Raw genomic sequence first — 14769 nt, 5'->3', positions numbered from 1 at the left:
ATAAAGAATATTTCTTATTGCGATAAATTCCATAATTAAGGAGGTGAAGCAAGGGATAAGCGATTAATCGATATATATTCATAAAATTTTTAATCAATTTAGTTTTCAACTAGGATATAGACTATATTTTAAATTTATTGGACTATATAACCTTATCAAAGTACAAAGACTAACCTTTCCTATAGCATATCATCTTTGCTTTTCACCATCTTGGAATAGGGTTTAATGCCTAAGTTTAAATGGCTAATATCATATAAGGAGTGTGAAAGTAGTGAAACTAGTTAGACAAAGGATTCTTAGTTTTATATTAATTTTTTCTCTTGTATTGGGAATGACCCCAGGAAGTTTTGCAGAACAAATCACATCTGGAAGCACCCAGAAAACGAGACATTCTGGTGGCTTAATTGGATTTGATGGGGAATATGCCCTTAAAGGTGATGGAAGGCAGATTTCAATCATTGTAGAGTTAACTAATCAACCAGAAGAATTGGAACACGTAGTAGGAACGTATAAAGATAGAAAAACATTTTCTACCTTTAATGCCGCAATGAATGCGGAGCGTGATAGAGCAGATTTTCTAACAGCATTAGATGAGTTATCTGGTCAATCATCGAACTTTAAATCAAGAGCTGTTAGTATTTATAATATAAATGCCACGTATACAAGTGCTATCAATGGGTTTGCCTTAACAGTATCAGATACACTTATTCCAAAGTTGATGGAGCTTGAAAGTGTGTACGCTATCTATCCAGATGAAGAGATTAAGGTAGACCTGCCTGAGGTAGACTACGATGATATAAGCAAGGAATTATTTGGAATCTCAAGCGGTACAGGAGAAACTATCCAGGTTGGAATGGGGGATAGCCGTAAGTATTATGAGGTGAATAAGCTAATAGAAAAGGGATTCACGGGAAGAGGTGTAACTGTAGGAGTTATCGATAGCGGTGTTGATTATAATCACCCTGACCTAAAAGATACTTTTTCTGACACACTTCCAAACGGGAGAATTCCACAAGTAGAAGAACTTCTTAATGGTAAGTTCATTGGAAGAAATTACATTAATAACGGTAGGGGAGAAAATGATCCTATGGACGATCAAGGTCATGGTACTCATGTATCAGGTACAGTTGTTGGACGAGGAGTCAATAGTCCAATATCTGCCTTAGGAATTGCTTCTGAAGCAACCCTTGTTAGTTATAAGGTAATCAATGAAAACGACAGTGTCCAAGCTAGTTGGCTTATTAGCGCCATGGAGGATGCAGTGGAAGATGGTTGTGAGATTATTAATATGTCTCTAGGATGGAGTAGAGAAAATGGGCCATCACACATTACTACTGTAGCTATAAATAACCTTGCTTTAATTAATCCTGATGTACTTTTTGTCGTATGTGCTGGTAATACAGGGCCTAATAGTAGTACCCTTTGGTCTCCTTCAACTTCCCCGCTAGTAATGACTGTTGCTAATGCAATGCTCCCATCAGTAGATAAGAAATTTACTGTTAGAGTTAATGATGAAGAAATAGAAAGTCAAGGGGCAGAAATTAACTTAATTAGAGATGAGTGGGAGAATAAGGTGATTGAGAAACAAGGTCTATATGAATTAAGAGGAAGTTATCTAAGACCTACACAAGACAGTACTTATAAAATGTTACTGTTGCCAACAGTAAAGAAAACTCAGTCAATAAACCAAGTAGAAGAGATAGAAGAAGTAGAAGAGATAGAAGAGGTAGAAGAGGTAGAAGAGGTAGAAGAGGTAGAGGAGTTAGAAGAAGTAGAGGAGTTAGAAGAAGTAGAAGAGTTAGAAGAAGTAGAGGAGTTAGAAGAAGTAGAGGAGTTAGAAGAAGTAAAGGAGTCAGAAGAAGTAAAGGAGTCAGAAAAAGTAGAAGAGATAGAAGAGGTAGAAGGGAAAAAAATAAAAGAAGAGAGAATTGTAGAAAGCACCTGGGATAATTTAGGGGTTGGATTAGAGGAAGAATTTAATTCATATAAGGAAACCCATAAAGAAAAGAATGATTGGGAAAATACTATTGTGGTTTTAAAGCGTGGACAATCTTTCGATGATACTGTAAGAAGACTTCGCAATCTTCATGGAGGATCAATTATTGTTATTAATAATCCTGGACAGGATTATAGTAATATCTCCTTCTATCAACAATCCTACAATAATTATTTGCCTGTATTCACAGTTAGCTATGAAGAAGGTATGAAATTAATTGAAGGAATGGAAGCTGGAAAGGAATATGAAATTAGCTTTACAAATATGGAAGATTTGGGAGAGGTAGAAATTAATAGCAGTAGTTCTCGTGGTCCAGTTAAATCAACTTATGATGTAAGACCAGATATTACAGCTAATGGAACTAGCGTCTTATCTACTGTGCCTCAATTTTATGCTGGTGTAAATGATTATGACTATTCTTATGCTGCAATGACAGGTACTTCTATGGCAACACCTCATATCTCAGCTTTTGCAGCTATACTTAAACAGCAGAATCCTAATTGGAATGCGTTGCAACTTAAGGCCCATTTAGCCAATACGGCAGATCCTAAGATTATGGCTGAAAGTGTTTATACTCAAGGTTCTGGTATGATACAACCTCATGTAGCATTAGATAATACAAATTTTTATGCTACGGCAACTAACTATAATGCCTACTATCGTACATCTACAGGTGACATTGATATGCAGAACACAGAAGGTACTACTATTAGTTTTGGACTAGTTAAGTCTGGTAAAGATTCTACTAAGACAATTCCTGTTACATTAAATAACGACGGAATAGGAGATGAAATGTTTAATGTTACGATAGAGATGAGCGGTTATAGAAATGTTACTGTAGAAACTTCTGAGAATAATATTAGAGTATCTTCTAATGGTGAGAAAACTATTGATATAATAGCTAATGTATCTTCAGCAGCGGAGCCTGGAATCTATGAAGGATATTTAAAGCTAACTCAGGAAGGAACTAGTAATCCTATTACCCTTTATATGCCATTTGCTATTTATGTGGATAATGAATGGAAGGATGAGTCAGCTTATAATGACAAATTAACTTTCGTTCAGGTAGCAGCTATTTCTAACGGGGAAGATCGTCAAATTAAAGAGTTATCACCTCACAAAAGTTCTGAGTCCATTGTTCACTATCAATTTATTAGAGATTTCGATTTCTTTGATTGTTTAATAGCAGATTCTAAAGGGAATATTATAGGATATGTAGATAAGGAAAAGTATAATGATACTAGCACTGGGGGAAATTGGTATTATTGGGGTCTTATGACAGGCTGGTACTATCCATATATAGAAAGGGATGGTAAAAAAGTTTTAGCTAATGAGATGGAGCTTTTACCAGAGGGACACTATAAGTTCGTACTTCATCCTCAAAATTTAAATGGTGAAGAAGCATTTTTCTCAATGGATTTTGTAGTAGATAATACTTTACCAGAGATTACTTTTAATAATTCTATAGATGAAAATTGGTACTATAGTGTTGATGGAGAAGAGTTAGTTCTTAGTGGTAAGATTTTCGACCAGGGAACTAAGACGATGCAAGAAGCGGGAATCAATTCAGAAATGAATTATCGTCTATTTGGACGAAAGACTAGCCAACAAGATAATATAGTAGTTGTAGAAGCAAATGATAAACTTTATCGGGGCATAATTGAAACAGATGGTAAGTTTACTATTAGAATGCCATCTAACATAGAAATTAGTGAGGCTACTGTATACTATGGAGACCATTTCTTACCCGTTGGGCAAGAGTTGGCATGGGAAGAATATCAGGCAGTTGAAGGTTTTAGCCCAGATAAGTTGTCTTATATGGGAGTGACGCCAAGGGAGACTCAAAATCTAGTGCCATGGATGTATTTCTATGCTTATCGTGCAGCAAATATGGGACAGATTAATGTTACATTAATAAATGATGAAAAGATGCCAATAGACCCAATAGATCCAACAGAACCAACAGAACCAACAGAACCAACAGAACCAACAGAACCAGGTGGAAGTACACCAACGGAATCAGGATCGGGTAATATTCATTCACCTAAGGAGGACAATAAAACTACTACAAAAGCAGAACCGACATACAGTAATGGTAGGGTAGAGCTTAAACTTGAACCTACAATAAAAGATGGTATTGCTTTAATTAATGTGGATAACAAACAATTAACTAAGATGATAGAAATATTAGCTGAGCACAAGGCTGATAATGTAGTTATTATTCCACAAAGATTGGGAGACCAGGATTTTGTTCAGGTACAACTACCTAAGGATGGTCATCTAAAACTTGCCAAATTTGGGGTTGATTTGGTAATCAAGACTAGTAATAGTACTATTACTTTACCAAATAAGGCGTTAGCAGCTTTTAACGATGGTATAATGGAAATCAAAATTTTGAGTATTCAAAGAGATAGTATAGATATATCAGTAAAGATTAATGGTACGGAAATGAGAAATATTCCAGGAGGATTAGAAATTATTTTACCTGTTGGAGCCACTAGTCAAAAATTCGTAGCAGTATTACAATATCCAAATGGGGACCAAAAAATATTACGTAAGAGTATAGTTTTATCTAATGGAGATGTATATGCAAATATATCTGAACTAGGTACTGTGAAAATCTTACAAAAAGAAGATACTTTCACCGATATTAGGAATCATTATGCAGAAGAGGCAATATCCTTTGTTACAGCTCGTGAGTTGTTTATGGGAAAATCTCAGACAAACTTTGGACCTAATGATTTTATGAATCGTGGAATGCTTGTAACTGTTCTTAATCGTTTAGAAAATGAAGAAAAGTCACAGGGTAAACAAATGTTTACTGATGTTAATAAAAATTCTTACTACTCTGAGGCAATTAGCTGGGCTGCAGAAAATGGAATCATATCTGGAACTGGTGATGGAAAATTTGCTCCAGATTCATTTGTTAGTCGTGAGCAATTAGCTACGATAATTTATAGATATGCTAAAGTTTATGGTTATGATCATAGCTTTAAAGGCAATGAAGATTTGGAAAAGTTTGCAGTAGATATTAATAATACTAGCAACTGGGCACAGCTGGCTATGAATTGGTGTGTGGCTAATGAAATTATTACAGAAAATAATAATGGTATGATTCAGCCTACTAAGATGGCTACTCGTGCTGAAGTATCTGTTATTTTACAGAGATTTGTACAAGCTATTGGAGAAAATAGATAACAGATATCAAAAATGATGTTTTATGATATTAAGGCTATGCTATTTTTAGGTATAGCCTTAACATATTCTTTTTATAAGGGTAGAAATGGTATTCTTAAGATGGCACATAGTACAACTATGAAAATAATTTAAACAATAAATTTATGCATTATTAGAAATCTTTCTAATACATAGTTAGATAAACATTGACTCGTATTAGAATATATTATATACTATAAATATAAAATTAACATACTTAATAACAAAAAGGAGGCTTCACAGATGAAAAGCAAGAAGTTTTTAGCATTATCACTAGCACTAGTGTTAATATTACTTACTGTAGCAGGCTGTGGAAAAAAAGACAATGGAGAAGTTACGCCACCAACAGATAATAATGGTGGAAAAACAGATGAGGCGGCAACTATTGATAAAGAACAATATTTAAATCTTTATTTAGTTGCTGAACCAAGTACCTTAGATTCTTCTAAAGGTTCAGATATGTATTCAAATAGAGTACTTAATAATGTATTAGAACCACTTACTAGATTAGAAGAAGATGAGAATCAAAATAACTTCCTAGCACCAGCAGGAGCAGAAAGTTGGGAGCATAGTGAAGATGGTACTGTATGGACATTTAAAATTAGAGAAAATACATGGTCAGATGGAGTTAAAGTAAGAGCTCAAGACTATGAATATGGTATAAAAAGATCAATAGATCAAGACACAGCATCACCTTATGCGTGGATTTTGATGCCAATTAAAAATGCGTCAAAAGTAAATAGTGGAGAGCTTACTGTTGATGAACTTGGAGTAAAATCTTTAGATGATAATACTCTTGAAATAACTTTAGAGTCAGCAACTCCATATTTTGAGCAATTAACTTATCAAAGAGTAATGTTCCCTCAAAGACAAGATATAGTTGAGGCACAAGGAGATAAATATGGTTCAGAACCTGATACTTTAGTATATAATGGACCATTTACTTTAACATCTTGGGTTCATAATAGTGAAATAGTTTTAACTAAAAATGATAATTATTGGGACAAAGATACTGTTAAATTACAAAATATAAATCTGAAAATTATTTCAGACCAAAATGCTATTTATAACTCCTTAGCAAATGGTTCATTTGATTCAGCAACTGTTAATAAGGGAGAATGGAAAGAAAAGTTCATGAAGGATGAGAATTTAAATCATATAGAAATAGTTAATCCAAGTATTAACTTCATGTTCTTTAATACTCAAGATAAGGTATTTAAAAATGCCAATATAAGAAAAGCTTTTACAATAGCTTTAAACAGAGAAGAATTAGCTGATACTGTATTCTATGGAGTACCTGCTCCAGCTTATGGTTGGGTACCACCAAGTATAAATATAGGTGATGATGAATATAGACAAGTTGCAGAGTCACCAATTAAGAAATTAGCTGATGAAAACAAAGACCCTAAAGCACTTTTAATTAAGGGGTTAGAAGAATTAGGAATGGATACAGACCCATCTAAATTAACAGTAAAGATTTCCTTAGGTGGAACAGATCAATGGTTTAGAACATATGGAGAATATTTACAACAAACTTATATTAAAACATTGGGAATTAATTTTGAAGTTGAACAAATGGAATGGCCAGTATTTGATGGTAATGTAAAAAAAGGAGATTTCCAAATTGGTTATATGGCATGGGGAGCAGATTTCAATGACCCAATTAATATGTTAAACCTATTTAAATCAGATGCACCAGCTATAGGTACGGGATGGGTAAATGAAAGATTTGATGAACTTATAACTTTAGCTTCTTCAGAGATGGATAGTGCTAAACGTTTAGAGTACTTTAAAGAAGCAGAAAATATATTATTATATGAAGATGCAGCAGTAGCTCCAGTAGTATATCCAAGAGAACATGTATTTAGATATAAATATGTTCATGACTTAGGAGTTACTCCATTTGGTACTCAAGGATATAAATATAGCTATACTGAAGGTAGATAATTAAATGTATATAGCAGTTTATAGATATATCTATAAACTGCTATATTTCTAAATAAGCTAAGGAGGAACGTTATGGGAAAGTATATAATGAAAAGAATTGGATATATGCTTCTTACTTTATGGATAGTTGTAACTATCACTTTTTTCTTGATGCACAGTATACCAGGTGACCCCTTGGCACATATGGCCAAGAATTTACCGGAACAGATAAAACAAAACTATTATCAAAAATATGGTTTAGATCAGCCCGTTATAGTACAATATGGAAAGTTTATGAAAAATTTAGTTACAAAGGGTGATTTAGGAGAGTCCCTAAGATACCCAGGTAGATCAGTTACGGAAACTGTACTAACAAATGCAAAAGTATCAGGTAGATTAGGTTTTCAAGCAATAGCCATAGGTATTACCATAGGTATTACTCTTGGAGTAATAGCTGCTTTAAATAGAAATAGATGGCCAGATTATTTAGTTATGTTTATAGCCATTCTAGGTATTACAGTACCAGTATTTATTATTGCTGCACTTTTACAATATACATTATCCGTTAAGTTTGAGCTTTTACCAACTACTGGTTGGGGTAAATTTAAGCATACGGTTCTTCCTACCATAGCAATGTGCTTTGGTTCCATAGCTACCTATGGAAGATATATGCGTTCAAACGTGTTAGAAGTAATAAATCAAGACTATGTTCTTACAGCTCAGGCAAAAGGTGTTAGTCCATTTAATGTCGTGAGAAAACATGTTCTTAGGAACGCAATACTTCCTGCTATTACTATACTTGGACCACAAATTGCAGGAATATTTACAGGTTCTTTCGTTATTGAAAGGATATTTGGTATTCCGGGATTAGGTTCATATTATATTACTTCCATTAATGATAGGGATTATACTATGATTATTGGAACTACAGTTTTCTATGCAGCATTATTTGTAATAGCTCAATTGTTAGTAGACTTACTTTATGGTGTTGCAGACCCTAGAATTAGAGTTTCAAAAAATAGCAAATAGGAGGTCCAAAATGGAAGGCATTTCAAAAGATAAATTTAGAAAAATTGGTATAGATCCATCATCAAATGAAGCCATGGCACGTCCTAGAGTTGGCTATTGGCAGGATGCTTGGAGAAGACTTAGAAGTAACAAGGTTGCAATGTTAGCCATTGTAATACTTTTAACCATATGTATAATGACTGTAATAGGACCACATATAAATGGTTTCAAATATGAGGAAGTAGATTCATCAAAGATTAACCTAAAGCCAAATAGTGAGCACTGGTTTGGTACAGATGAATTAGGACGTGATGTTTTCTCTAGAGTATGGCAAGCAGGTAGGACATCTATGATAATAGGTATAGTAGGTGCACTTATTTCTACAATAGTAGGAAGTATTTATGGTGCCTTTGCTGCATATTTCGGGGGAAAAGTAGACAATATTATGATGAGAATAGTTGAGGTTTTAACTTCTATTCCCTATTTAATAATAGTTATTATAATTTCAATAGTTACAGAATCAAGAGATATAGGAACTTTACTTTTAACTTTGACTTTAACTGGTTGGTGCGGTATGGCAAGACTTGTTAGAGGACAGATGCTACAAATAAAACAACAGGAATATATTATGGCAGCAGAAGCATTAGGAGTTAGTCCTTGGAAAATAATCACAAAACATTTAATTCCAAACTCTTTAGGTATAGTTATAGTATCTATTACTTTTGATATTCCAGGGTATATCTTTGCTGAGTCATTCCTATCCTATCTTGGACTTGGACCTCAGCCACCAGCAACTTCATGGGGTGCTTTAGCATCAGCTGCACAGCAGAACTTTATATTTTATCCTCATCAATTGTTTTTCCCAGCCCTTATGATTGCTTTAACCATGTTGTCATTTACACTACTAGGTGATGGACTTAGAGATGCTCTAGATCCTAAACTAAGACAATAGGAGGAAGAAAATGGAAAAAGTACTAGAAATTAAAGACTTAAATATATCATTTCATACCTATGCAGGAGAAGTTAAAGCTGTTAGAGGTATTAGCTTTGATGTCAAAAAGGGAGAAACATTGGCCATTGTTGGAGAATCTGGATGTGGAAAAACTGTTACAGCAAAGGCTATTCTAAGATTATTGAAGACTCCACCAGCAGAGATAAAAGAAGGGTCTAAGATTTTATTTGATGGTGAAAATGTTGTGGAAATGGATAAAAAGAGACTGCTTTCCTATAGAGGAGAAGATGTAGCTATGATATTCCAAGACCCTATGACATCTTTAAACCCTACTATGACAGTAGGTAAGCAAATAATGGAGACTTTGCAAATTCACAAAAAAATTACTAAAAAAGAAGCAGAAGCAGAGGCAATTAAGCTTCTTAAACTAGTAAATATACCAAATGCAGAAGAAAGAATAAAGCAATATCCACATGAATTATCAGGTGGAATGAGACAGAGGGTTATGATAGCCATTGCCCTATCTTGTAATCCAAGGGTATTAATTGCAGATGAGCCCACTACTGCCCTTGATGTAACTATTCAAGCACAGATTATGGATTTATTAAAGGAATTAAAGGATAAATTTGGCACTGCTATTATTCTTGTAACCCATGACCTTGGAGTTGTTGCAAACTTTGCAGATAGAATTCAGGTTATGTATGCGGGAAATATTGTAGAAACTGGAACAAAGGAAGAGATATTCTATAACAGTCAACATCCATATACTTGGGCATTACTTAACTCTGTGCCAAGTGTAGATACAAAGAGTAAGGAAGAGCTCTATTCCTTAGGAGGTACACCGCCAGATTTAATTCTTCCATTACCAGGTTGTCCATTTGCTTCAAGATGTGAACATGCAATGGAAATATGTAAGGAAATAAGACCAGAAGAAACTAGTCTTTCAGATACACATAAAGTAAATTGCTGGCTACAGCATCCAGATGCTCCTAAAGTAGACAGAGTAAGGAACTTAGGAGGTGGAAAAAATGAGTAAGGACAACTTAATAGAAATAGTAAATTTAAAGAAATACTTCCAGGTAGGAAGAAATGCAACTTTGAAGGCTGTAGATAATGTAAGCTTTAATATAAAAAAAGGGGAAACTTTAGGTTTAGTTGGTGAATCTGGATGTGGAAAAACTACTTGTGGTAGAACGATTTTAGGTATTTATCCAGCTACATCAGGACAAGTTTTATTTAATGGAAAAGATGTTCATAAAATGAATAGAGCAGAAAAACTTGAATTTAAGAAAAATGCTCAGATTATATTCCAAGACCCATATGCTTCCCTAGATCCTAGAATGACCATAGGTGATATTATAGGTGAAGGTATGGATGTTCACTTAAATTTAAGTTCTAAGGAAAGACAAGAAAAAATACACGATTTACTGAAGAAAGTAGGATTAAATCCTGAACATGGTTCAAGATTCCCCCATGAACTATCAGGAGGACAAAGACAAAGAATAGGTATAGCAAGGGCTTTAGCAGTAGAACCACAATTTATTATGTGTGATGAGCCTATTTCTGCCCTTGACGTATCTATTCAAGCTCAAATAGTAAATCTTCTTATAAAATTACAAAGGGAAATGGGTTTAACTTATCTTTTTATATCCCATGACCTTTCCATGGTAAAACATATATCAGACAGAGTAGGGGTAATGTATTTAGGTTCCATGGCAGAATTAGCAAGTAATGAAGCCTTATATGACAATCCATTACATCCATATACAAAGGCACTAATATCTGCTATACCAGTGGCAGATCCTAGTGCAGAGGAAACAAGAAATAGGATAAAACTAGAAGGAGAAGTTCCATCCCCTATTAATCCACCACCTGGATGTAAATTTGTTAAAAGATGTGCATATGCAAAGGATATATGTCACAAAGAAACCCCAAAATTAAAAGAAGTAGAAAAGGATCATTTTGTTGCCTGTCACTTATATTAGAAAGGGGGAATTTGATGTTAAATAAATCAATAATTCAAGATATATTTTTTGAAGCGTTATCAAGTGGCGGTGATTTCTGTGAGGTTTTTATGGAAGATAATTTTTCCACAGAAATTGCCACACTTGGCGGTAATATTGAAAGAGGAATGAGTGGAAGGGACTTTGGTATAGGCATTAGAGTTTTTAAAGGACTAAGCTCCGTATATGGATATACTAATGATTTATCTCATGAAAACCTTATAAATATTACTAGAAGAATAACAAAAGCATTTAAAGGGAATAAAAATGATATTGTATTTAACTTTGATAAAAATGTAAGTCCAGTAAATCATCCTTATGTAAATCTACCATCTACAGTGGATTTATCTAAGAAAGTAGAATTTGCTAAAAGGGCATATAGAGCTGGAATGGATTATGATGAGAAAATAGTTCAAATGACAGTAAACTACTTAGATCAAGAGCAGAATGTTCTTATAGCCAATACAGAAGGTGTCTATGTAGAAGATAAAAGAGTAAGAACTAGAATGTTAATCATAGCTGCTGCTGAACATAATGGACAAATAGAAACTGGATATATAGGACCTGGAGCTTTAATGGGTACTGAGTTTTATGAAAAGATAGATATAGAAGATTATGCAAGGGAAGCTGCTAGAAATGCTAAGACCATGGCAATGGCTGACTATTGTCCTGCTGGAAATATGCCAGTTGTTGTAGATAATGGTTTTGGTGGTCTTATGATTCATGAGGCTTGTGGTCATAGTTTAGAAGCTTCTTCTGTAGCTAAGGGACTATCAGTTTTTTCAAACAGAATAGGAGAGAAAATTGCATCAGATGTGGTTACCTTAGTAGATGATGGTTCCATAGTTAACTCTTGGGGTTCCCTTGGAGTAGACGATGAAGGTATGAGAACTCAAAAAAATGTCCTAATTGAAAATGGTATTCTTAAGGGATATATGATAGATAAATTAAATGCTAGACGAATGAATATGGAACCTACAGCTTCAGGTAGAAGGCAAAACTATAGATTTGCTCCAACATCTCGTATGTCTAATACTTATATAGATAATGGAACAAGTACAAAGGAAGAAATAATAGGAAATACAGAAAAAGGTTTATTTGCTAAATATATTTCAGCAGGTTCTGTAAATCCAGCTACTGGAGACTTTAACTTCTCTCTATCAGAAGCATATTTAATTGAAAATGGTAAAATAACTAAGCCAGTTAAAGGTGCAACTCTAATAGGAAACGGAACTAAATTCCTTCAAGATATAGATATGGTAGGAAATAATCTTTCCATTGGACAAGGTTATTGCTATGCTGCATCAGGTGCATTATTCATAGGAGCAGGACAACCTACCCTTAGAGTTAAGAATATGACTGTTGGGGGGAGAGAATAATGAATCTAATAAATCTATTGTTTGAAAAAGGTAAGGAATATAATATAGAAGAAATGGAAGTCTATATAAATAAAAATTCCTCAGTAGATTTTAACATATATGAAGGAGAATTGGAAAAATATATAGTTGCAGAAGAAACAGGATTATCTCTAAGAGGAATTTATAATGGAAAAATGGGCTATTCCTATACGGAAAAGTTATGGGAAGAAAACTTAGATGAGTTAATAAAAAACTTAATTCAGTATGCTGAAAATAATCATAGTGAAACAGTAGAAAAGATAGCTTCGCTAGCAGGAGAAAAGAGTGAGTTTATTCCGAGGAAAAACTTACTTAACAAATATACTGAAGAAGAGAAAATAAACTATTTACTAGACCTAGAAAAAAGAGCCTATGCTGTAGATAAAAGAGTGAAAACCATAAGTGGGTGTAGCTATAGTGAGTCAACTAATTCTGTATATATTAGAAACACTAAGGGATTAGAACTTGAAAGTAGTCATGCCATAGGCATGATGAATCTTGGTGCTGTTGCAGAAGAAGGAAAAAATATGCAAACGGGATATTCACATATTGTATTTAATGATCTTAAAGAAGAATATAAGGATATATTAATTAAAGATAGTGTGGGAGATGCTTTGAGTATGCTGGGTTCAGATCAGGCAGAATCCTCAAATTATAATATAATCCTTAGAAACAATGTGGCAGCAGATATGTTTAGTAACTTCCTTCCAATATTTTTTGGCAACACAGTACAAAAAGGTCTATCTTTAATGAAGGGTAAAATAGATACAGAAGTAGCAGTAGAGTCCTTTAGTATAGTAGAAGATCCATTAATGGACAATGGAAAATATTATAGAACTTTTGATGATGAAGGTACTTTAACTAGTGAAAAATATATAATAGAAAATGGAGTTCTTAAGACTTTCCTTTATAGCAACAAAACTGCTGAAAAGGATGAAGTTTCCTCTACTGGAAATGGCTTTAGAAATTCCCATAAGTCTTCTATTGATACTATGAGTACAAATATGTATATTAAAGAAGGAAATAAAACTCTAGAAGATATGGTTAAAGAAATGGAAAACGGTATAATAATTACAGATATTGATGGACTACATGCAGGAATCAATCCTACATCTGGAAACTTTTCATTATTATCTAAGGGGTTATTAGTAGAAGATGGAGAAATAACAAGACCGATTTCTCAAATAACCATGGCGGGAAATTTATATGAAATGTTGAAAAACATTAAGATTATTGGAAATGACACTAAATTTTCTCACCCAAGTTCAAATTATTTTGGTTCACCTTCAATTTATGTGGGTAAACTAACTATAGCAGGAAAGTAAAATTCCTATATAATTCTATATTACAACATTGAATCACAAAAAGACGAGTGAAGAATAATCTTCGCTCGTTTTTTAGTAAAAATTTAAGCTTTAATAGCATTAAATGTATTAGACATTCATATAATTTTGATGTTTGTATGTACATTTTAAGGAGGATAAATAAATGAAAGTATTGATTACAGGATTTGATCCCTTTGGAGGAGAAAAGATAAACCCTGCCTATGAGGCAATAAAAGGTTTAGCAGATAATATTGGTGGGGCAGAAATTATAAAAAAAGAAATACCTACTGTCTTTAAGAAATCCATAGTGGAATTAGAAAAGACAATAGAAGAAGAAAAGCCAGATATAGTTATATGTGTTGGTCAAGCTGGTGGAAGACATGATATTACCTTAGAAAGAGTTGCTATAAATATAGATGATGCAAGAATACCAGATAATGAAGGAAATCAACCTATAGATAAGAAAGTGTTTGAAGATGGTGAAAACGCATATTTTACATCTGTACCTATTAAAGCTATGACTCAGGAAATAAGAGAAGGAGAAGTACCTGCTAGTATTTCCAATACTGCTGGAACTTTTGTATGTAACCATATTATGTATGGATTGTTATATTTAATTGATAAGAAGTTTCCTAATTTAAGTGGAGGATTTATTCATGTACCTTTTCTACCAGAGCAAGTTTTAGATAAAGGAAATGTTCCTAGTATGAGTACAGAAAATATTACAAAGGCTTTAAGACTAGCTATTGAAGGGGCATTAAAATATAAAGAAGATATAAAAGTACAGGAAGGAAAAACTCATTAATAAAATAATCAGGGGGTAGTGTAAAATAATCTGTGCTTTTGCGAAATAAAATTCTCTTTTCTGGCAAGAATCAAAATATGATTTAAACCAGAAAGGAGAATTTTTTATGTCAACATTACCAAAAGAAATTTTAAGAAATAT

Annotated in this window: 9 protein-coding genes; all 9 read left to right on the top strand. The window is 33.5% G+C overall.

What is annotated here, in order from left to right; all coding sequences use genetic code 11:
• Positions 1-271 precede the first annotated feature (271 nt).
• The 9 genes from FYJ83_RS01315 to pcp all read left to right on the top strand — a co-directional run bounded on the left by FYJ83_RS01315 (position 272) and on the right by pcp (position 14628).
• The gene (locus tag FYJ83_RS01315; RefSeq protein ID WP_154438329.1) at positions 272-5194 is read left to right on the top strand and encodes a S8 family serine peptidase; all 4923 of its coding nucleotides are present in this window, start codon (positions 272-274) and stop codon (positions 5192-5194) included.
• Between the two features lie 261 nt (positions 5195-5455).
• Positions 5456-7159: a peptide ABC transporter substrate-binding protein gene (locus FYJ83_RS01310; protein ID WP_154438327.1), complete on the top strand. Its 1704-nt coding sequence runs from the start codon at positions 5456-5458 to the stop codon at positions 7157-7159.
• A gap of 72 nt (positions 7160-7231) precedes the next feature.
• Entirely contained in the window at positions 7232-8167 is a 936-nt protein-coding gene (locus FYJ83_RS01305) for an ABC transporter permease (protein ID WP_154438326.1), read from the top strand.
• A 10-nt stretch (positions 8168-8177) separates the two neighbouring features.
• Entirely contained in the window at positions 8178-9098 is a 921-nt protein-coding gene (locus FYJ83_RS01300; protein ID WP_154438324.1) for an ABC transporter permease, read from the top strand.
• Positions 9099-9108: 10 nt separating this feature from the next.
• A complete protein-coding gene (locus FYJ83_RS01295) occupies positions 9109-10134 on the top strand; it encodes an ABC transporter ATP-binding protein (protein ID WP_154438322.1) in 1026 nt (341 codons plus the stop codon).
• Complete coding sequence (locus FYJ83_RS01290; RefSeq protein WP_154438320.1) at positions 10127-11083, top strand: ABC transporter ATP-binding protein; 957 nt, start codon at positions 10127-10129, stop codon at positions 11081-11083. The genes FYJ83_RS01295 and FYJ83_RS01290 overlap by 8 nt, the downstream gene beginning before the upstream one ends.
• A 14-nt stretch (positions 11084-11097) precedes the next feature.
• On the top strand, positions 11098-12480 hold the full coding sequence (locus tag FYJ83_RS01285; protein ID WP_154438318.1) for a TldD/PmbA family protein: 1383 nt from the start codon (positions 11098-11100) through the stop codon (positions 12478-12480).
• The gene (locus tag FYJ83_RS01280; protein WP_154438316.1) at positions 12480-13823 is read left to right on the top strand and encodes a TldD/PmbA family protein; all 1344 of its coding nucleotides are present in this window, start codon (positions 12480-12482) and stop codon (positions 13821-13823) included. The genes FYJ83_RS01285 and FYJ83_RS01280 overlap by 1 nt, the downstream gene beginning before the upstream one ends.
• Positions 13824-13986: 163 nt before the next feature.
• Positions 13987-14628, top strand: coding sequence for a pyroglutamyl-peptidase I (gene pcp / locus FYJ83_RS01275; protein WP_154438315.1), 642 nt, complete (start codon positions 13987-13989; stop codon positions 14626-14628).
• Positions 14629-14769 lie beyond the last annotated feature (141 nt).

It is taken from the genome of Tissierella pigra (assembly GCF_009695605.1).
GTDB lineage: Bacteria > Bacillota > Clostridia > Tissierellales > Tissierellaceae > Tissierella > Tissierella pigra.
The sequence above is the reverse complement of the archived record's forward strand: the minus strand, read 5'-3'. Positions and strand labels throughout refer to the sequence as shown.